This is a genomic window from Paenibacillus whitsoniae (assembly GCF_003955665.1).
In the GTDB taxonomy this organism is placed as follows: Bacteria; Bacillota; Bacilli; order Paenibacillales; family NBRC-103111; genus Paenibacillus_E; species Paenibacillus_E whitsoniae.
On sequence record NZ_RXHU01000035.1, the window covers coordinates 1 to 21141 of the forward strand.

The 21141-nt window shown below is 54.2% G+C and carries 20 protein-coding genes; 9 read left to right on the forward strand and 11 right to left on the reverse strand.

Going from position 1 to position 21141, the window contains the following annotated elements:
• Positions 1–260: 260 nt before the first annotated feature.
• Positions 261–2975 carry an aconitate hydratase AcnA gene (gene acnA, locus EJQ19_RS13595; protein WP_126141778.1) on the forward strand — a complete coding sequence of 905 codons (2715 nt, stop codon included), beginning with the start codon at positions 261–263 and terminating at the stop codon, positions 2973–2975.
• 228 nt (positions 2976–3203) lie between these two features.
• Positions 3204–3860: a spore cortex-lytic enzyme gene (gene sleB, locus EJQ19_RS13600; protein ID WP_126141779.1), complete on the forward strand. Its 657-nt coding sequence runs from the start codon at positions 3204–3206 to the stop codon at positions 3858–3860.
• A gap of 45 nt (positions 3861–3905) precedes the next feature.
• Here the strand turns inward: sleB and EJQ19_RS13605 are convergent, their stop codons facing one another.
• The 3 genes from EJQ19_RS13605 to EJQ19_RS13615 form a co-directional block, all read right to left on the reverse strand.
• A complete protein-coding gene (locus EJQ19_RS13605) occupies positions 3906–4823 on the reverse strand; it encodes an SRPBCC family protein (protein WP_126141780.1) in 918 nt (305 codons plus the stop codon).
• An 89-nt stretch (positions 4824–4912) separates the two neighbouring features.
• A complete protein-coding gene (locus tag EJQ19_RS13610; protein ID WP_126141781.1) occupies positions 4913–5803 on the reverse strand; it encodes a cation diffusion facilitator family transporter in 891 nt (296 codons plus the stop codon).
• Positions 5804–6580: 777 nt separating this feature from the next.
• A complete protein-coding gene (locus EJQ19_RS13615) occupies positions 6581–7324 on the reverse strand; it encodes an IclR family transcriptional regulator (RefSeq protein WP_126141782.1) in 744 nt (247 codons plus the stop codon).
• 387 nt (positions 7325–7711) lie between these two features.
• Between EJQ19_RS13615 and EJQ19_RS13620 the strand changes: the two genes are divergently transcribed.
• Positions 7712–8746 carry an alpha/beta hydrolase gene (locus EJQ19_RS13620; RefSeq protein ID WP_241242897.1) on the forward strand — a complete coding sequence of 345 codons (1035 nt, stop codon included), beginning with the start codon at positions 7712–7714 and terminating at the stop codon, positions 8744–8746.
• A gap of 463 nt (positions 8747–9209) precedes the next feature.
• On the opposite strand, the gene EJQ19_RS13625 is transcribed toward EJQ19_RS13620, so the two are convergent.
• The 8 genes from EJQ19_RS13625 to EJQ19_RS13660 form a co-directional block, all read right to left on the reverse strand.
• A complete protein-coding gene (locus tag EJQ19_RS13625; protein WP_126141783.1) occupies positions 9210–10529 on the reverse strand; it encodes a deoxyguanosinetriphosphate triphosphohydrolase family protein in 1320 nt (439 codons plus the stop codon).
• Between the two features lie 246 nt (positions 10530–10775).
• Positions 10776–11366 (reverse strand): GTP cyclohydrolase I FolE, encoded by a 591-nt coding sequence (gene folE, locus EJQ19_RS13630; protein ID WP_126141784.1) that lies wholly within the window; start codon positions 11364–11366, stop codon positions 10776–10778.
• Between the two features lie 25 nt (positions 11367–11391).
• Positions 11392–11619, reverse strand: coding sequence for a YneF family protein (locus EJQ19_RS13635; protein ID WP_126141785.1), 228 nt, complete (start codon positions 11617–11619; stop codon positions 11392–11394).
• 55 nt (positions 11620–11674) lie between these two features.
• Positions 11675–12244, reverse strand: a complete 570-nt coding sequence (locus EJQ19_RS32840) for a methylated-DNA--[protein]-cysteine S-methyltransferase (RefSeq protein ID WP_126141786.1) — start codon at positions 12242–12244, stop codon at positions 11675–11677.
• The gene (queG, locus tag EJQ19_RS13645; protein WP_126141800.1) at positions 12241–13440 is read right to left on the reverse strand and encodes a tRNA epoxyqueuosine(34) reductase QueG; all 1200 of its coding nucleotides are present in this window, start codon (positions 13438–13440) and stop codon (positions 12241–12243) included. The genes EJQ19_RS32840 and queG overlap by 4 nt, the downstream gene beginning before the upstream one ends.
• Positions 13441–13468: 28 nt before the next feature.
• Complete coding sequence (gene lepB / locus EJQ19_RS13650; RefSeq protein WP_126141787.1) at positions 13469–14041, reverse strand: signal peptidase I; 573 nt, start codon at positions 14039–14041, stop codon at positions 13469–13471.
• Entirely contained in the window at positions 14038–14598 is a 561-nt protein-coding gene (locus EJQ19_RS13655; RefSeq protein WP_126141788.1) for a DUF402 domain-containing protein, read from the reverse strand. The genes lepB and EJQ19_RS13655 overlap by 4 nt, the downstream gene beginning before the upstream one ends.
• Positions 14599–14740: 142 nt before the next feature.
• Positions 14741–15172: a GNAT family N-acetyltransferase gene (locus EJQ19_RS13660; protein WP_126141789.1), complete on the reverse strand. Its 432-nt coding sequence runs from the start codon at positions 15170–15172 to the stop codon at positions 14741–14743.
• A gap of 322 nt (positions 15173–15494) precedes the next feature.
• Here EJQ19_RS13660 and EJQ19_RS13665 point away from each other — a divergent pair, with 322 nt between their 5' ends.
• From EJQ19_RS13665 to EJQ19_RS13690, 6 genes are all read left to right on the forward strand, one after another.
• Positions 15495–17066 carry a spore germination protein gene (locus EJQ19_RS13665; protein ID WP_241242899.1) on the forward strand — a complete coding sequence of 524 codons (1572 nt, stop codon included), beginning with the start codon at positions 15495–15497 and terminating at the stop codon, positions 17064–17066.
• Entirely contained in the window at positions 17063–18160 is a 1098-nt protein-coding gene (locus EJQ19_RS13670; RefSeq protein WP_126141790.1) for a GerAB/ArcD/ProY family transporter, read from the forward strand. The genes EJQ19_RS13665 and EJQ19_RS13670 overlap by 4 nt, the downstream gene beginning before the upstream one ends.
• The gene (locus EJQ19_RS13675) at positions 18160–19299 is read left to right on the forward strand and encodes a Ger(x)C family spore germination protein (RefSeq protein WP_164716539.1); all 1140 of its coding nucleotides are present in this window, start codon (positions 18160–18162) and stop codon (positions 19297–19299) included. Before EJQ19_RS13670 ends, EJQ19_RS13675 begins: the two co-directional genes overlap by 1 nt.
• A gap of 75 nt (positions 19300–19374) precedes the next feature.
• Positions 19375–19593, forward strand: a complete 219-nt coding sequence (locus EJQ19_RS13680) for a hypothetical protein (protein ID WP_126141792.1) — start codon at positions 19375–19377, stop codon at positions 19591–19593.
• Between the two features lie 110 nt (positions 19594–19703).
• Complete coding sequence (locus tag EJQ19_RS13685; protein WP_126141793.1) at positions 19704–20315, forward strand: superoxide dismutase; 612 nt, start codon at positions 19704–19706, stop codon at positions 20313–20315.
• 129 nt (positions 20316–20444) lie between these two features.
• Positions 20445–21128: a Crp/Fnr family transcriptional regulator gene (locus tag EJQ19_RS13690; protein ID WP_126141794.1), complete on the forward strand. Its 684-nt coding sequence runs from the start codon at positions 20445–20447 to the stop codon at positions 21126–21128.
• Positions 21129–21141: the final 13 nt, after the last annotated feature.

Sequence of the window (21141 nt, forward strand, 5' to 3'; positions counted from 1 at the left end):
AACCCGACTTTTTGAACCCCGCATTATAATTACAATCTAAACCTTGAACGTCGGGTAACCGAACGCTGCGCGGACAAGCCCGATTTGCATTGAATTGATTCAATATATGACATTTTGCCGGTAAAAATGATTGAAAATCATCTTTACTCAATCTCCTTGAAACGGTATACTTGGTGTAGAGGGAATTATGAAATTGAGTTTCACTAGATGAAACAACATAGATGAGACTCAATGACTACTATATTGAGGAGGAAAACCCCATGTCCAACAAGGACTCTTTTTCTGTGCGCAAGCAGTTAACTGTGGGAAATAAGTCTTTCCAGTACTACAGTCTGCCTGACTTTGAAAGCCAAGGTCACGGCACCATCTCCAATCTTCCGGTTTCCATTCGCGTATTGCTCGAAGCTGCGATTCGTCAATTTGACGGCCGCGCGATCACGAACGATCACGTGAAACAAATCGCGGGCTGGGCGGAAGGCCGCGACGATAACAAAGAAATTCCTTTTATTCCAGCTCGTATCGTGCTGCAAGACTTCACCGGCGTACCGGTTGTCGTTGACCTTGCGGCTATGCGCGCAACGATGGCTCGTGAAGGCGGAGACCCTAAACGGATCAACCCGCTCGTTCCTGTAGACCTTGTAATCGACCACTCTGTCATGGTTGACGCTTTCGGTTCCCCGGACGCGCTTGACATGAACATTAACCTAGAATTCGAAAGAAACGAAGAGCGTTATCGCTTCCTGCGTTGGGCGCAAACCGCATTCGATAACTTCCGTGCCGTGCCTCCATCAACAGGTATCGTTCACCAAGTTAACCTGGAGTACCTGGCTTCCGTAGCGGCTACCAAAACGGTTGACGGCGAAACAGTTGTTTATCCGGATTCCCTCGTAGGTACAGACTCCCATACAACAATGATCAACGGCCTTGGCGTTGTAGGTTGGGGCGTCGGCGGTATCGAAGCCGAAGCTGGTATGCTTGGCCAACCGCTTTATTTCGTAGCACCGGACGTTATCGGCTTCAAATTGACAGGTCAACTGGCAGAAGGCGCTACAGCGACCGACCTTGCCCTGACCGTTACGCAAATGCTTCGTAAAAAAGGCGTTGTCGGCAAATTCGTTGAGTTCTTCGGCCCTGGTCTGAGCAACATCTCCCTGGCTGACCGTGCAACAGTTGCCAACATGGCTCCTGAGTACGGCGCAACGATCGGCTTCTTCCCAGTCGACAGCGAAACATTGAACTACCTGCGTTCCACTGGTCGCGAAGAAGAGCAAATCGCGCTGGTCGAAGCTTACTATAAAGCACAAGGCATGTTCCGCACGGACAGCACACCGGATCCTGTGTTCACAGACGTGATCGAGCTTGATCTGAGCACCGTTGTACCAAGCTTGGCTGGTCCTAAGCGTCCGCAAGACCGCGTTGAGCTGACAAACATGAAAGAATCCTTCAACAACATTATTCGTCAACCGATCGAAAAAGGCGGCTATGGCCTCTCCGAAGAGAAAGTTGCTGAAGTTGTTGATGTGGTGTACCCGAACGAAACGGTTAAAATGGGTACTGGCGCTGTCGTAATCGCAGCGATCACGTCCTGTACAAACACATCCAACCCTAGCGTTATGGTCGGTGCGGGTCTGGTAGCGAAAAAAGCGGTTGAGCGCGGCTTGAAAAAACCGGCTTACGTGAAAAGCTCCCTGACTCCAGGTTCCCTGGTTGTTACCGAGTACTTGCAAAAAGCAGGCTTGCTGCCTTCGCTTGAAGCTCTTGGCTTCCACGTAGCTGGCTACGGCTGCGCAACTTGTATCGGTAACTCCGGTCCGCTTCCTGACGAAGTCAGCAAAGCAATCGCAGACAACGACATGACCGTTGCGGCTGTGATCTCCGGTAACCGTAACTTTGAAGGCCGCGTACATGCGCAAGTAAAAGCGAACTACCTGGGCTCCCCTCCACTTGTTGTAGCTTACGCGCTTGCAGGTACAGTGAACATTGATTTGGCCAAAGATCCAATCGGCTACGACCAAAACAACCAACCTGTTTACCTGAAAGACATCTGGCCTACAAATAAAGAAATTCAAGACGCTCTGAACTCCGCGATGAGCGCTGACATGTTCCGCGACAAATACAGCAACGTATTCCGTGCGAACGAGCGCTTCAATCAAATCGCGATTCCAGAAGGCGACCTGTACGAGTTCGACACGAACTCCACGTACATTCAAGAGCCTCCATTCTTCACAGACCTCGGTACTGTGCTGGATGATATCGCAGACATCAAAGGAGCAAAAACACTTGCACTCATGGGCGATTCCGTAACTACGGACCACATCTCCCCTGCAGGTAACATCAAAGTTGACAGCCCGGCTGGTAAATACCTGATCGAGCATGGCGTGAAGAGAGAAGACTTCAACTCCTACGGTTCCCGTCGTGGTAACCACGAAGTGATGATGCGCGGTACATTCGCGAACATCCGTATTCGTAACCAAGTGGCACCTGGCACAGAAGGCGGCGTAACGACTTACCTGCCAACTGGCGAAGTAGAGTCCATCTATGATGCATCCATGAAATACCAAGCGAACGATCAAAACCTGGTTGTAATCGCTGGTAAAGAATACGGTACTGGCAGCTCCCGTGACTGGGCGGCAAAAGGTACATTCCTGCTTGGCGTCAAAGCGGTTATTGCAGAAAGCTTCGAACGTATCCACCGCTCCAACTTGGTTGGTATGGGCGTGCTTCCTCTGCAATTCGTGAACGGCGAGAGCTGGAAGTCCCTCGGCATTACGGGCCGCGAAACATTCGACATCACAGGCCTGAGCAACGACGTTCAACCGGGTTCGACTGTGAAAGTAACAGCGACTCGTGAAGACGGCACAAGCTTCGAATTCAGCGCCCTGGTGCGTCTGGACAGCTTGGTTGATGTGGATTACTACCGTAACGGCGGTATCCTTCAAACCGTTCTTCGCCAAATCCTGGCTGAGAAAAAGTAATTTTCTTCTAGGCAAAACACACATGAATTCGGAGTCGCTGATGTCAGCGGCTCCTTTTTTATGCCAATATTTGGGTAACGGGCTCCGATGCAAGCGTTATTTTAGCTAGTTAACGACATTAAATTTGCCTTAGAGCCACAAGGGATTGGACGCAATTGCCAAAAACTGCGGGTTGAGAGCCCCTCTGAACGCCCCTATACTTGTGAGAAAGCGAAAGGGGAGATTATGATGACGTTGATCAAAAAACTAATCCTAGTCGCGCTCGTAGCTTCCGCTGGTGTAAGTGCGAATGCCGTGTACTCGGTTCCGTCCGCGTCGGCAGCGGTTGTTTTACAGCAAGGTGCAGTGAACGGCGACGTATGGGATGTGCAATACCGACTGCGAACATTAGGCTATTACGAGCCTTCCATAGATGGCAAATACGGTCCGATCACAGCCGCGGCTGTGCGTAATTTTCAAACGAACTATGGACTGAATGTAGACGGCATTGTTGGTGCCAACACGTGGGATGCGCTACGTAAATTCAGTGTAAACCAGGCGGAAATGGACGTTTTGGCGAAAGTGATTTACAGCGAGGCGCGCGGTGAGTCCTTTGAAGGACAAGTCGCCGTGGGCGCAGTGGTGATGAATCGGTTAAAATCAAGCCAGTTCGCGAACACGATTCAAGGGATCGTGTTTGAGCAGGGCGCGTTCACCGCGGTGAGCGACGGCCAGTACAACTTGACGCCGGATTCTACGGCCTACAAAGCGGCGATGGAAGCCGTCAAGGGCTGGGATCCGACAGGCGGGGCGCTGTACTATTTTAACCCGCGAACGGCAACGAGCAACTGGATCTGGTCGCGTCCGCAAACCGTGCAGATCGGCAATCATATTTTTGCGAAATAAGATGGAAAAAGGAAAGGAGCCATACGGCTCCTTTTTTTGATGCGCTCACGCTTGCTCGGCGAGCTGTTTCATATGATCCATCACTTCCAGATGGACGTTACGGATAATGTCTTGGGTCCACCAGTCAAAATAGAGCGCCGGCTTCACCTTCAAATCGTACCAGCTCGTGCCGACCAGCGTCGTTGTACCGTCGCCGTTGTCTTCGAGGATGAACTGGCCTCGCTTCAGCTCGAGATGCCCAAGAATTTCGGGGTCATTCGGCATTTGCGTAATATCGAACGTCAGCTTGCGGTTCAGCTCGTACTCGACGATTTTCTCCTCGAACACGATGCCATTGCTGAAAATGCACTGCCTCGCTGCGCCTACATAACTCCCCTCAGCCGTAGACTGCACAGGGCTTGGGAGGCCGATGCGGAACAGCCAATAGTCCGGCTTGGTGTCGATAGCCGGGAATGCGGTGACATTCTGCCAGACGACCTCTGGTGGGGCTTGGATGAGAATGCGGTCGGTGACTTGGTTTTCTCCGGGTTGAGCAGTGATTGCATTGATGGCGATTAGTGAGGCTATGGCTGCGACAACGCTGATTTGCAGGGTCGTCTGTCGGCCTTTGAAGAGGACCTTGCCCACCGCGATGCCAAGCAGTATGACTAGATAGATTAGCGGCGCTACGATGATTAGGCAGATATAACCCTCGCCCATGAAGAAATAGCTGTAGCTGAGACCGACCAGGAGGTTCAGAGCCCCATAGCCAAAACAAGGGCCTGCAGTAACCTTATGCTTGCGCCAAAAGAACGTGTTAATTAACCCCATTAACATCGGTAGCAGGACAAAATCGGATAGAATGAGGACGCCTTTCATGTCCAACGTGGCTTCCACGGCATACTTCGTAATCAGCATAACGCCCGCCGTGAATATATTTGCGATTAGGATACCGAGCCAGATCGCTTTTGCTCTGTCTGTCAACGCAACTCTCTCCTCTACGGATTGGTTAGCTTAACTCTAACGTAGAAGGAGAGAATTGTAAATGAATGTAAGCCACTTGACAAGACCGCCTATGTGGATTCCTCATACCACGGGTTCAAATGAACAAGCACTTCGTCCACATCGGTATGGTTGGTTTTGATTTTCTCCTTGATGCGGCGAATGATGTCGTGTCCCTCCTGAATCGTCATCGTGCCGGAGACGCCAAGCCGCGCATCGACTAAAATATAGTGCCCGTGCTCGCGCGCCCGCAGCCGATCCACCCGCTTGATCTCCGGAACCGAACGGATCAGCTTCTCAAACTGCGAAATATACTCGCTGCTGACGCTTCGCTCCATTAGAATATCGAACGACTCGCGGCCCATCTCGTAAGCCAGCTTCAGCACGAGGATGGAGACAACGATTCCGGCAACCGGGTCGCCGTACGCGAGGAAGTGAAGCCCCTGCCAGTCGCCGACCAAAGCCGCACCGATCCCTACCGTCGCCGCCGCGGAGGCGTAGACGTCTGCAAGATGATCATAGGCGGTGGCGATCAGGCCTTTGCTATTGAGCTTTTTGCCCACGCGCATCGTGTACACGTAAAGGATTTGTTTCCACGCCAGAGAGACGATGGCCGCGATTAGCGCAATGAAGTGGGCCTCACCTGCAGGTTCAAACAGCGCGTGTATCGCATGGTAGCCCATATAGATCGCGGCTCCGCCTAAAATAATGGCCACGATAAATGCGCCCAGCACCTCGGCCTTGCCATGGCCGTACGGGTGATCCTCATCCGCCGGCTTGGACGATACGCGCATGGAGCTGTATGCCGTGGCCGTCGCAATCACATCCCCGGCGTTATGAATACCGTCGGCGAGCAGCACCTGGCTGCCGAATAGGAGGCCGACGAGGATTTTGACCGCCGTCAGGACGACATTGCTGGCGAGACTGATCCAGATCGCAAGCATGGAGGCGGATTTCTTCATGGCATGCCCACTCCTTTCCCTTCTTTTAGTATGACCAGGGGGAGGGAAAGCATGTGTGGGGATAGGCTGGTGGCACGTGGCGAGTTTATGTGGGGAGAGTATGATAGCATGTGGGCAGCTTGTATGAAGGTGCGTTTGGGTTGCGGCGGCAGGGTTGAGTGAAGGTGCGTATGGGGGTGCGGTGGAAGGGTTGTGTGGGAGAGCGTATTTATGGTACAGGGAGTGTTTGAGAGAACGAATATGACTCGGTGACGTGCTTTCGTGGGGGCAAATATGGCGTGGTGACGTGCTTCCGTGGGGGCGAATATGGCGTGGTGACGTGCTTCCGTGGGGGCGAATATGGCGTGGTAACGTGCTTGTGCTAGGGGACTGGACTGACATGACTTTTGTTACGTGCAGTTCTTTCCGGCCACATCCTGGTTGCACACAACCTGCAAAAACTACAGCAAATTTACCCGAAATCGCCGAAAAATTAAGATATCCTGCATTTCCTACAGCAAAATATCGGCCAGAAGGTAATGAAAACCCTTTCATTTAATTGGGAGGATGATTTTGTTGTACATTTTACAGGAAGTTTGCCAGATCCGGGTCGAATATGGGAATTTTACTGTATGTTTTGCAGTATTTGATGTTCACGCGTATTCATGCACGGATCGCGGCGCACGACGCCAGCCGTGCGCGCTGCCAAGCCCACCGCGGCTAGCGGCTGGGCCGGTCTACCCCAGCCCACCGCGCACGCAGCACGCTGGACTGGGCCAAAACCACACGATGCGGCGCCTAGCGCAGCATCGTTCCCATGCGCCGGGCAGCCTCCATGATGGCCGGCGCCTGCTTGAGCATTTCGTCCAGCGTCAGCCGGTTCGCTGGACCGGACACCGCGAGCGCGGCCACCAGCCGTCCGCCGCGGTCCAAAATCGGGGTGCTCACCGCGGCAGCGCCTGGTTCGCGCTCTTCGACGCTCGTGGCGTAGCCCGCGCGCCTTGTTTCGCCCAGCTGCTGCAGGAACGCAGCCTTATCCAGCCCGACCGGCCAGTCGGGCGAGGCGAGCAGGCGCTCCTGCAGCGCAGGCTCGGCAAAGGCGACGAGCACCTTGCTCGAGGCGCCGACGTACAGCGGCATTCGCGCGCCCACCGGGGCGACGCGGCGAATGGCGTGGTTGCTCTGTACGGCTTGGATGCGCACGCGCGCCAAGCCGTCCTGCACGTAGAGCGAGATCGTCTCGCCGAGGAGATCACGCAGCCGTTCCATCTCCGGCAGTAGGATGATGCCGGGGTCGCCCTCTTTGGACAAATTGGCTGAAAGCTCCCAGAGTCGATAGCCCAGTCGGTATTTATCCGTATTTTCCACACGCATCACAAAGCCCTTGCCTTCGAGCGAGGCGAGCAGCCGATGCACCGTGCTTTTATGCAGGCCGGCCCCCGCAGAGATTTCCGTCAGCGTCATTTCGGACGCCCCCGTAAAACACAGCAAAATATCTAAAGCGCGCTCAACGGCACGCACAGTCAGCTTGCCTTCTTCCATCGGTCAACACCACTTTCATCGAAATAAACAGCGTCGCGCTCCGAAGAAACGAGTGCATGTATTTGCAATATAGCGAATTTGGGGGTGATGCGAGTCATTTCAGACTCTGGTTTGAAGTTTCATCCCATGAAACCTCTCCCCTCTCCAGTATACCCAAAGAAATGCGCTGCGTAAAGGCAAAAACCCTGTATCTACCATTATTACAGAACCATTACAGCTGGCTTACAAATCGCCCACTCTGATTGACTTGTAAGCGCATTCAGAATACTATTATAGTATCACACGACACTTTTCAGAAAATTTTAACAATTCCATCTCTCTCCTGGATTCCTGTCGCATCTTACAGAAGCTATTACGCATACATTGATATGGAGGGAGGCATGAACCGTGTCTACTACAAGCTACACGCCCACTCCCGGGGCCGGCGCCTTACAGCCCACCTTACCGCAAACCGTGATTCGCCCCTTGCTGCGAAGAAAAACAATGATTCTCTCCGTGCTGCTGGCCTTGCTGCTCATCGTATCCAGTATGATTCTCAGCTTCTACGCCTACGTCGCCTGGACGCTCGCGCGACCGCATATCGACCAATTGACGTCCAATCCGATGAAAGCCTCCAAACTGGCTTACACCAACGTGACGTTCCCCAGCTTGAGCGGGAACTCCGAGCTGGAAGGATGGTTCATTCCCTCGGCGGACGCCACCAAAACCGTCATCTTCTCACACGGCTACGGCGGCAATCGCGAGGAGATCTGGGTTCCGCTCTATAAGCTCGCCAGCAAGCTGCATGAGCAGAAGTACAACGTTCTCATGTTCGATTACGGCTACGTGAAGCCTTATAACAACCGGCTCATGACCGGCGGCATTCAGGAGTCGCAAGAACTGCTAGGCGCTATCGATTATGTCAAAAAGACAACTGGCGGAGCCATCTACATCTGGGGCTTCTCGATGGGTGCAGGCACGGCGCTGCAGTCAGCCCTCCAGAACAACACCGATATTGCCGGGATGATCCTGGACAGCACCTTTTTGCTGAACCCGGACACCCTCTACCATAATATTGTGCAAATCGCGCAAATTCCGAAATACCCTTCGCTGCCGCTGATCCGTTTCTTCTTCCCGATCCTGAACGGCGTCAGCCTGCATGAAGTGCCTTACCAGAAGGTCGCGTCGACCTCCTACAGTATGCCGATCTTCTTCATTCACGGCACGGCGGACAAGAAAGCGCCTTACGATCTGGTCGAGTCCCTTTACAAGCAGCAGCACAACACCGCCTCTGAGCTCTGGATTCTGCCCAAAGCCGAGCACGAGCTGCTGTACCGCGCAGAACCGCGCGCCTACGTGAACCGCACGTTGTCGTTCCTGAACAGCCTCGGCCATCCGCCGACCAACGTGCACGCCGCTTCCGGTATTCCCTCCTCCCTATAAAATCGACCTCGCTGAGGTCGGTATTTTTTTGTTCTGGGCGCGAGGGGCGACTGCATCGGTCCATCGGGATGCAACGAGCGCTAGAACTTACGAGCGCATTGAGAAAGGCGGACCCTCAGCCATTCGAACGGTTGCACCAGCGCCTATTTGGCTCAAAATCCGCCAATTGCAACTCCAATGGTTGCCATAGCGCCTATCCCCCTAAACCTCAGGCAAATCTCGCCTATTTTGCATAAATAAGCTCATCTGTAACCGTTATGCGCACGAATGCCAGCTTTTCAACGAAATAAGCGCGTTGGCAACCGTTACGCAGATAGCCCAACTCGTAGAGGAGCGCGGAAGCGCAACTTCTCCATCCGTTTGAGGGAAGCTGCGTTTACTCCAGCCGGCCCTGCAGACGCGAGCGCGCACGCAAAAAAACGCCGCACCCGCCGCCCATCGGCAGCCCTGCGGCGTTCCCCCTTTAATCCATCTCGTAAATCGAACCCGATTTACTCGCAAACAGCTCGGCATACACTTTCTCCGCATACGCGTCGGTCATGCCGGAGATGTAGTCCGCGACGAACCGCGGCCAACTCCAATCCGTGCCCCGCCGCTCATAGCTGTCGATCCAGTCCGGCGGGATGATCCATTGCCCCTTCTCCTTGTCGATGAAGCTGTCCCACAGCCGCTCGACGATGATCTCGCTGCGCTTCTGCAAGCGCAGCACCCGGAAATCCTTGATCAGCGTGACCCACGCGAGCTTTTTCAAGATTTCCATCGTGCGCAGCAGATCCATGTCCTCCGCGCCGTCCCGGACGAGGGCGACTTTTTTCCAACCGCGGTCCGTATCGTCCAGAATGTCCAAACGGCTGGCGAAAGAGCTCACCCAGCGGGCCTTCATCTCGCGGCGGGTGCGGGATTCCTCGCCCTTGCATTCATTGTAAATCAGCTCCCACTGTTCCAGATAGTCTGTGAGAACCCTCATTACCATTTTCTCAATATCAACCTGCTCCCAACCGAATTTGTGCTGGTTCGGGTCGTTCAAAATTTCCAGGACCACGTGGCGGATGAGCCGTTGATTTTCAAAAAACGACCGGTTCATCTGGATTTTCCCGGCGCGAATGCCATCCTCGATGTCATGCGTAGAGTAGGCGATGTCGTCGCACAAGTCCATGAGCTGAGCCTCCAGCGTGGAGCAGCCCGCCGGCATTTTCCAAATGTCGCGAAGCTCGCGGATCACTTCCCACTCCTGGCCGTAGACCCCCTTCAGCCGGCCTTCCTCTTCGATCAGGTACGGGTACTTGTTGATGCCGAGCAGCACCGCCGCCGTCAGGTCCAGCCCGCTCTCGCTGCCTGCCCGCTTTTCGAGAAACATCAGAATCCGGAAGTTCTGTGCGTTACCTTCATATTTGAGCCCATGATCCCGCATCAGGATGTGGTTCAGCACTTCTTCCCCTTTATGGCCAAAAGGCGGATGCCCGAAATCGTGCGCAATCGAAGCACATTCCACCACCGTCGGGTCGATGATCAGGCCGGGGTGCTCCCTTTTTTGCAGAAAAGGATTCGTCCGCTCCAGCCGCTTCGCCACTTCCCGTGCAATTTGCGCAACTTCCAACGAGTGCGTCAGCCGCGTCCGGTAATAGTCCCCCGAGCCCGCGCCGAACACCTGCGATTTCCCCTGCAGCCGCCGAAATGTCGGCGATTGAATCAATCTGGCATAATCCCGCTCAAACTCGTCTCGTTCTTCGCTCCATTTGGAGGTAGCCGCTTCGCCGGGCCGAAATTTCCGAATGTTGTTCATAAGCTGGCCTCCTCTCGTGCTGTCTCTCCCGTAATCCCCATTCACCTTCTTCTGATTAAGTGTATGCGCCAGCTCGTACGAGCGCTACATCCCCCACCAGGCGATAACCTGAAAGCACGGTCAACACGTTCATTTGGGTAAAAGAATACTATATTCCGCCTTAGTCAACAAGTCATTCGCCTAACCAGCATGAAAAAAGGGAATGCCGCACAAGACCGTTGTCTCGATGCACACATTCCCTCGGGTTTATTGCTTTAACAATGACAGGAATTCCGAACGCAGCGAAGCGTCGGTATGGAAAATGCCGCGTACAGCCGACGTCACCGTTTTGCTGCCGAACTTCTTCACGCCGCGCGAGCACATGCACATATGCTCTCCGTCCACCACGACCATCACGCCGTGCGGTTTCAGCACTTCCTCGAGAATGTCGGCGATCTGCGACGTAATGCGCTCCTGTACCTGCAGCTTGCGCGTCACGACGTCGACCAGACGGGCGAATTTGCTCAGCCCCGCCACTTTGCCGCTCGGGATGTAGCCCACATGCACTTTGCCGAAGAACGGCGCCATGTGATGCTCGCATTGACTGAAATACACAATATCTTTAATGATGACAAGCTCCTCATGCTGCTCATCAAAGGTCACGCCCAGCACGTCGCGGGGATCCGCTGCGTAGCCTGCGAAAATCTCCTCATACATCCGCGTCACGCGGGCCGGCGTATCCAGCAAGCCCTCGCGATCCGCATCCTCGCCGATGAGCCGCAGAATCGCTCTGACATGCTCTTCGATCTGAGCGCGGTTTTCCGCGACCAACGTGTTTTTATATTCCGTGGATGCCATCTTCTCTCACCGCCTAACCTCTTGCTTATCTTTTTTTGCCTAACTTTTGATTTTGCTGCTTCATCATTTGCTGTGCTTTGCCCAACTGCTGCTTATTCATGTTGTAACCCATTTGCTTCGCCATTTTGGCAAGCATCTCAGGATTGTTCTGCATTTGCTCCAGCTGTCTCTTCAGATAGAATACCCCGATAAAAAAGCCGCCAACCAATCCCGCGATCAACGTCACAATCGGAATCACATAGTTGTACCACATCACGAAAGCCCCCTGCTTGTATCAAGTAGAATAGATTGCAACCTTCATCATATCACTATTGCTTCTGCGTGTACAAATGATTGTTCAGCTCGAGCTCCAGCAGCTTGATTTTGGTCGGCAGCCCGCCGCCGTAGCCCACCAATTCGCCGCTTGCGCCGATAATTCGGTGACACGGGATGATGACCGGAATCGGGTTCTGATTGTTCGCACCGCCAACCGCACGCACCGCTTTCGGCGAGCCGATCGCTTCCGCAATGTGCTTGTAGGAAGCCGTTTCGCCGTAAGGAACGGTCAGCAGCGCCGTCCACACCTTTTTCTGAAATTCCGTGCCCTGCAGATCCATCTCTTCCTCAAAGCGCTCGCGTTCCCCGTTAAAATACTGCGCTAACCGCGCAGCGACCGATCCCAGCCGCTCAGGGTTCGGACGCAGCTCATGCGCGCCGTAATAGCGTTCCGCCCACTTTGCGCGCGAAGCGTCATTCTCCGCCTTCGTGCCGAATTCCACACGGCACAGCCCTTGCGGCGACGCGATGATCGTCAAGGGGCCGATCGGGGAGGAAAGCTCCAGGTAGTCGAGCGTGATAGGCTTCTGCACAGCGCCGCCTGCCGCTTGTTTCTTCGTCATGCGCGTTCCTCCTTCTCTTGTGCCGCTTCGGCTTTGTCAGGCGCAGGGGAGCTAAGCGCATGCAGCGCCTTCGCGATGCCGTGCAGCACCTCCGGCACGGCTTCCACCGCCTGCGCGCGCTCGAGTGCAGCGAGCGCGTCCGCGCCGCCGATGCGCCCGAGCGCCCAGGCGGCAGTCTCCCGCAGCTCCGGCCGCGGGTCGCTGCGCAGCACTTCACTCAGCTCGGGCACGGCCGAGCTGTCCCTGAAGTTGCCCAGCGCAATGATCGCGTTGCGCTGGATCGGCTTGCGGCCGCGCCAGGCGGCGGAGATCATGCCGAACTGCTCTTTGAACTCCTTGTTCGACATCAGGAGCAAGGGCTTCAAGAGCGGCTTGACCTTCTCCGGGTCAGGCTCAAATTCGGGATGCTGCGTCCAGTTCATCCCCTTGTTCTTCGGGCAGACGACCTGACACGTGTCGCAGCCATACAAGCGGTTCCCGATCTTCCGCTTGAATTCGTCGTCGACGTAGCCCTTCGTCTGCGTAATGAACGAAATGCAGCGCTGCGCATTGAGCTGCCCCGGTCCGACGAGCGCGCCCGTCGGGCAAGCGTCGATGCAGATCGTGCAGTCCCCGCACTGATCGAGCATAGGGGCATCCGGGGGAAATGGAAGGTTCGTGATCATTTCCCCCAAGAACACCCATGATCCCAGCTCCTGCGTGATCACGGCGCAGTTCTTCGCGCTCCAGCCGATGCCGGCGCGCTCCGCCACGGCCCGGTCGACCAGCACGCCGGTGTCGACCATGCTCATCAGCCGCGCGTCCGGCACGCGCGCGGCAATAAACCCCTCGAGCTTCGCGAGCCGGTCGCGAAGCACCTCATGATAATCCCGCCCCCACGAGGTGCGGGAGATCATGCCCCTGTACGCCCCCGGCGCCGAGCGGGGCGGGTCTTTCAGCTTCGCCGGGTAAGCCACGGCGATGGCGATGATGGACTGCGGTGCGTCGAATGTGAGCTCCGGCCGCACCCGCTTCTCGATGTCCGGTTCCTCGAAGCCGGACTCGTGCCCCTTCTCCCGGTGGCGGAGAAGGAGGTCCCGCAGCTCCGTGAACGGCGCAGCGGAGGCAAAACCGATCTTGTCGATGCCGAGGGAAGGCGCGGCGTCCACAATCTCCTGCTGCAGCGCCACCCAGTCGGCCCTTGTTCGCTTAGCGATGGTGGATTCCGCCACCCGCTCCCCCTCCTTACAGCCGCTGCGCTTCCCGCAGCGGCCACATGATGTAATCCGCCCGCCCTTCGACGAGCGAAGTCGATACGACACCGAACGAGCGGCTGTCCGCGCTCGCCAATGCGTGCCGGTTGTCGCCCATGACGAACACTTCGTGAGGGCCGACAAGCGTCGGTCCGTAATCCCCGTCTTCAATCAGGGTATCCGCATACGGCTCCGCCAAATGCTCGCCGTTCACATACAGGAGACCGCTGCGTACCATGACTTCATCACCGGCGACCGCGACGACGCGCTTCACCAGGAAAGGCCGATACTCCGTCTCCTCGGGCAGCGGCTCCTCTAAGATAATCACTTCCCCGCGCTTTGGGGCTCGGAGATGTGTAATTGCTTTGTTCACGAACAACCACTCCCCGTCCTGCAGGGTAGGCTGCATGGAATGCCCGCGAACTGCCGCGATATTGAAACCGTAGGCATGAAGCACCATAACAACAAGAAGAGCTACAAGAATGGACTTGGTCCAATCCCACAGCTCATGCAGGTAGCCCTTCGCTTCTTGCGCCTGTCCGGGGGTGGACATCAGCCTGTTCATTCCGCATTCTCCCCGTTCTTATACGCTTCCCATTGCTCGAAGTACGATACGACGGTCTCGTCGTGAAACGGCGGCTTGTCCGCGTTCACGAGCGCGAGCAGCGAAGCGAGACCCTCCCGCACCTTCGCTTCCACAATAGGCGAGTAGTGGTAAATCATCTTGTGCCGTTCATACTCGTCCTGATCGACAATATGGACAGAGCGATCCGGCAACCGAATGACATCCAGATCGTAGTCGATGTAGGTCAGGACGTTCTGCGCCAAATATAGCGGCGACGCCACATTGCAATAATAACGGACGCCGGACTCCTCCATCAGCGCGACGATGTTGAACCACATTTTCGGAATAAAAAAAGATACGCCCGGAATCCGGCTCACCCATTCCTTGCCGTCGGCCTCCTGAATTTTCGTTTGGCTGTTGATGAACACGAGCATGCCCTGCCGCCGATGCTCTTCGGTGAGGATATGCTGCGGGACCCGCCAATTCGTCAGCCACATCCGATGCAGATGCCCATCATGTTTGAAGCTTTTGATCACATAAGCCGTGAATTGTTCCATGTCCGAAGCTCCTCTGCCTGAATTGCTGCCGATACGTTACCTTATTATATAGAAAAGCATATCTGACCCCCAAATGCAATGGCGGTGCAGATATGCTTCTCGTCCGTAGAATAAGGATGGCGTGCAGGAGCGTGCTCCGAGCTTACACACTAACCTTTTTCACAATGCTTAAACGATGGGCGGCACGGGAAAAATCAGCGGCGCCGTAGCCGGCTGACTCGTAAACAGGCAGTACAATTTCATTATGGACGTCAACAGTCACCATGATCTTCTTCACATTGCGTTGAAGGAAACGCTGCTTCATCGCCTCAATTAAGGCTTTGCCAATTCCCTTGCGCTGGTAGTCCGGTGCGACGGCAATTCGGTAATAATAGCCGTTGTTGTTATCGATCGTCCCGATAATCAAGCCGACAACCTGATCATCTGCCTCTGCGACTAGAACCAGTTCCGTATCCCAAGATAGCTGACGTGCAAAAGCTTCCATTGTTTCTTCGTAGCAAGTTTCCGACAGAACATCTTCCAGAAGTTCTTTGACTGAAGAGATATCTCCAAGCTGAAATGAACGAACATGCATACGGTTTCTCTCCCAATTCCTTATATATTTAGCGTCCGAGTAGGACTTAAAGCCGCCATCACTTTATCTAAATTTAATCGTAAATTAATAATTACGACAAAAAAATACGAATTCCTGCTGAAATTGTGTTAAATTTCACAAAAATCTACGTTTTTTTTGTAATATCTCCTGAAAACGCTTTATTGCAAGCGTTTTCACCATTTTTCTTATCTCGAACCTTAGTCCTAGTTCCAAATTCCTCCTTTTAAGTGCATAAAACAATGCTTCTTATGGAAAAGTAATGCATGATTAGCAAAGTATGCAGATTAGGAGCGAAACTGAAATGGAATTCATCCGCCGTTTGTTTCGAGCCGCTTCTCTCAACAAGAAAATTCACATGCGTGCTGAGGCCTCGTCTCCGCTTCAATCCGACCGCGGACCGCTGGCTTCAGAACTTTCGGACAATTTGGCAAGACTCGCAGCCGAATTCAGCCATACTCCTGATTTGGTCGTTCGCACCTTCACGTATAAGCAAACCGGCGCTAAGGCGGCGTTAGTCTACCTGGAAGGGCTCGTAGATAAGAACGCTATCAATAACCATGTGCTTCGCCAGTTGATGTTCCAGACGCTAGAGGACTCTGCAGGAGAAGCTGTCGAGCTTCCCGTCGCCATCGGCGAAATGCGTAGTCTTACCGACTGGGGTGATGTAGAGCATACCCTACTGCATGGGTACAGCATCTTATTCATCGACGGCCAGTTTCCCTCCTATGCCTTGGAGACACAGGGCTGGCCGCAGCGTGCTATCTCGGATTCCCAGATCGAAGCTTCTTTAAAAGGCGCCCATCAAGGCTTTATTGAAACGGGCAGCCACAATATTGCATTGATTCGGCGCTATCTCTCCACACGCGAGTTGAAGATTAAACAGCTTCTGGTCGGCGAGAGGACGAAGAACCAAATTTCCATTCTCTATCTCGAGGATGTCGCCCTGCCTGAACTGGTGGAAGAACTTGAACGGCGAATCCGCAGCCTTCAGGTGGATTGCATTCTGAACACGGGCGAGCTGGCGGAATTAATTGAGGACAACCCGTTTACCTTGTTTCCGCAAATGATTACCACGGAGCGTCCGGATTCCGCCGCCTCGCAACTGCTGCAAGGACGGCTCTGCGTCGTCGTCGACCGCTCCTCCAGCGTACTGATCACGCCTGTGAATCTGGCGGCTTTTTTTCAAGGCATCGACGATTACAGCACCCGTTGGTCCATCGCCACATTTTTTCGGCTGCTGCGCTTCTTTGCTTGTCTAATCGCCACTTTTCTGCCGGCTTTCTATATCGCCTGCATTTCCTACAATCATGAGCTGATCCCGCTGGATCTTATTTTGTCGATCGGTGAATTTCGTTCCGCCGTCCCGTTCCCCCCCTTCATTGAAGCGTTGATTATGGAGATCATGCTGGAAATGCTGCGGGAGGCCGGCATGCGGCTCCCCGCTCCAATCGGCCAAACCGTCGGAATCGTTGGCGGGATCGTCATCGGACAGGCAGCCGTTCAGGCGGGCATCGTCAGCAACCTCATGGTTGTCGTCGTCGCTTCCACTGCCGTTGCGTCCTTCATCCTGCCTAACTATGATTTGGCAGCGGCGGTTAGACTCATCCGCTTTCCGATGATGACACTTGCCTCTATGTTCGGCATCATCGGCATCGCCGCAGGAACCATGTTCATTATCGCTCGCCTGATTTCGCTGCAATCGCTTGGCGAAGCGTACTCCTCCCCTTTTGCCCCGATACGGGTAAAGGACTGGAAAGACGTCTTCGTTCGGCTTCCGATCAAGCGCATGGGCACACGCCCCCTCAGTATCCGGTCGCTGCAAAAGAAGCGCCACGGCACACCGCCTGCAAAGAAAGGAGACGATTCCGCATGATGCCTGGGAAGGGCTCGCAAATTACGCTGCTGCAATACATTCTGACCATTCACAGTGTGCAGATCGGCGCAGGACTGATCCCGCTCCCCGGGGAACTCGCCAAAGGCTGCGGCACCGACGGCTGGATTGCCCTGATCTTGGGCTATATCGTCTCCATAGCGGCCGGCCTGATCATCGTTCAGGTCATGAAGCTTCATCCGCAAGGCACGATTACCGATCTGGTCGCCCACTATTTCGGCCGGTGGGCCGCGAAAGGCTTAATGATCGTTTTTATCTGCTACTTCATTGCGTTTATGTACTTTATTTATCACCGGATGGCTCTGCTCGTTCAGAACTGGATTATGCAGCAAACAAGCCCCTACCTGCTTATGCTGCTTTTTCTGCCGCCCGCTTATGTCATCGCGAATGGCGGCTTCCGCATTTTCAGCCGATATGCCGAAATCACGTTCATCCTCAGTCTGTTCATCCCGCTGGCGCTGCTTTTTCTGCTCAAGAATGCGCATTGGATTCATTTGCTGCCTATTGTGCAGAACGGTTGGATGCCGATTTTTAGAACGCTTCGGTCTACACTCGTAACGTTTTTCGGCTTTGAAATGGCCTTTTTCCTCTATCCTTACTTGGAAAATCAAAAAGCGGCTTCCCTCGGCATCGTGCTCGCCAATACGATTACGCTCTGCGTCTATCTCTTTTTTACGTTGCTGAGTTTCGTGATTTTCAGCCCCGATGAACTAGTGACTTACCACAATACGCTTATTTCGCTGTTTAAAATGGTGGAATTCCGCTTCGTCGAACGCTACGACATTCTGATTCTGTCCGTCTATGTGCTGCTCATTATGCGTACTTGGCTGCCCATGATGATCGCCGTTGCCCTCTGCACGAAACAGCTCGGGATAAAAGGCTCCTCCGGACTGCATATCGGTATCCTGCTTGCCGGCATGGTGATCGTAACTTGGCTGAACAATCCCAGCTGGAATTTCAGCACACGTCTGAACAACTGGCTGCTCTATGCCGGCTCAGCGGTCGCCTTCGGGCTGCCGCTTCTCCTATGGGCGCTGCTGTCCGGACGCCGGCTGTTCGCGAGGAGGTTGACGTGATGCTGCCCCGTCTATGCCACCTGTGCCGGCGCGCGCCGGGACTCTTGCTGCTGAGCGCCCTGCTTGCCCTCCTCCCGGGCTGCCAAGACCGCTTGGCTTTGGAAAATATAACGCTCGTGCTCACGCTCGGCATCGATCTGGACAGTAACAATGATCTCGTCTTTTACGCCTCCAGCCCTGTGTTTAACAAGGAAGCAAAGGAGAAAAACGAGGTCTCAACCGTGAACGCCCTGACTCTGAGGAATGCGCGAAATGAGCTGGAAGGGCGAGTGTCCGCCCTCATCAGCTCGGGGAAAATTCAGAATATTGTCGTGGGCAAGCGCGTACTCGCTCACCCCGGTTGGTTCCGCATCTTGGACATGGTCTACCGCGATCCGAAAACAACCGTGACGGCCAGAGTCATCGCCTTTGACGGCGCCGTCAAGGATTTGGTCTACTTCGCGCCGCGCGATAAGCGCAGGATGCCCCTCCATCTCGCCAAGCTGGTCGACACCGCGCATGACCGCAACCTGGTTCAATTGACAACCCTCTTCGAGCTCCATCGCCAAATGTATGAAAAAGGGATGACGCCGTACCTGAGCTATGTCACGAAGAAAGACGAGTTGGTCGCTCAGGGAACTGCGCTGCTGACGAAGCAAGGGACGTTCGCTTATACGTTAAATCATAAGGAAAACCAATATCTGCAAATGCTTCAGGATAAAAAGAAAGGTCCGCTGAGTCTCACGCTTCCTCTACCGGCGCACGGCGGCGAGTCCTTGTTTCATACGGATGCCGTCAGCTTCTACGTGCAGGAATTGAAACGCAGCCTCCACACGCGCTATGCGGACGGCCGGTTTCATTTTGAAATCACGCTTGCCATCCCGATCCAATTGACGGAGAAGCTGTTCACCTTCGATGTGTTCCAGCACGCCCCTGAGCTGGAGGCTCAGATTAACGATGAGATGACCAAAGACATCAGCGCGCTGATCACGAACCTGCAGAAGCATGAGCTCGATCCGATCGGGTTAGGCCTCTATGCGCGCGGCCATGCCTTCCATGAATGGGAGAAGGTAAAGGACGATTGGGGACACGCCTTCGCGCAGGCGGAAATTACGGTGCATGTGCAAACTAACATTAAAAATATGGGAGAGACGACGTAGTGATGAATAAAATCCGTGAAAATTTCGGAGTTTATAGGAGGATATGCTTGTTGACGGGAAAGCGAGGTGACCCCTATGACGGACGAGAGACTGGATGGCAAGTTGGACGCACACGAATATCCACGGAAAATTCCGGATTTTCAGTTTCTGAGCACCAAAAAACCGGAGGAATGGACCGAAATCGAGCTGCTCCAGCTGCATCGCACGATGAGCGACTTGTCCCCCTACCTGCATGAGCAGGACACGGCGATGCACAATCAGATTACCCGGGAGATGGAACGACGCGGCATCTGACAAGGATAGCCCGGAGGAGAGCCGACTTAGTAAACACAGATGTTGCTTTATTAGCTGAATTCCTTCATAATGAAGAGGAACATACATACTATTTAGGAGGTTTTATTCGAATGGCACACCAATTACCAGCTCTTCCTTATGCAAATGACGCGCTTGAGCCGCACATCGACGCAAAAACGATGGAAATCCATCACGACCGTCACCATAACGCTTACGTAACAAACCTCAACGCAGCTTTGGACAAACATCCAGCTCTGCACGAAAAATCTTTGAACGACCTGATCGCTGACCTGAACAGCGTTCCTGAAGATATCCGCACAGCGGTTCGCAACAACGGCGGCGGCCACGCTAACCACTCCCTGTTCTGGGAAGTTATCGGCCCTAACGGCGGCGGCGCACCAACTGGCGCACTGGCAGCAGCGATCGAAAGCGAGCTTGGCGGTTTCGAGAAATTCAAAGCTGACTTCTCCGCAGCAGCTACTACACGTTTTGGTTCCGGCTGGGCGTTCCTGGCTGTTGACAAAGCGGGCAAACTGAAAGTGTACAGCTTGCCGAACCAAGATAGCCCAATCATGGAAGGCGAAACGCCAATCCTTGGTCTGGACGTTTGGGAGCACGCTTACTACCTGAACTACCAAAACAAACGCCCTGACTACATCGCAGCGTTCTGGAACGTTGTGAACTGGTCGGAAGTTGGCAAACGTTACGACGCAGCGAAGTAATTCGCTTGAAGAGGGCTCTGATCCTGCGGGATCGGGGCCTTTTTTTATTGCCACTTTTCTCCTTTACGACGCTCCTGTAAACCTGTACCATAAAGCTGAATGATCTTCCAAATCGAGGAGCTGAACCGCTTGAGAACCATCGTCCCCTTACTGCAGCATGTTCCTCTCTTCCAAGAGTTGGCTCAAGACGATTTATTCGGGATCGCCCCGTTATTTACAGAGAAGCACGTAAAGAAAGGCAAGATTCTGTTCGTGGAAGGCGACGCCGGCGAAGAATTGTTCCTCATTGCCTCCGGCGTGGTCAAAATCTACCGCGTCGACAACGACAAGGAAGTGACCTTGGCCTTGTTTCGGGAGGGCGACTTTTTCGGTGAAATGTCGCTCATCAGATCAGGCCAAACCCGCTCCGCGACTGCGGAGACGATGGAGACCAGCACACTGTACGTGCTGAACCGCACGGCGTTCACCGCCTTCATGGAAAAGAGCCCCAGGCTCTGCCTGAAGCTCTTGGAAACGACGATGCAGCGGCTGCGTCATGCCAACGATCAAATCTACGATTTGACGTTTCTCGGCGTGCGCTCGCGCATTCTCAAAATGATGCTGCGGCTCTCCGAGCAGCACGGCACCCGCACGCCCGAAGGGCTGCTGATCAACGTGAAGCTCACGCACCAAGAGCTCGCCAATATGGTCGGCACCGTGCGCGAGTCCGTCACGAAGGTACTGCAGGAGCTGCTCGACGATGGCCGGATCCACATCGATAAAAAGTTAATCACGTTAAAAGATCCGGAGGCCTTGCGGAAGGAGCTGCGGTAGGGAAAGTTGCCAA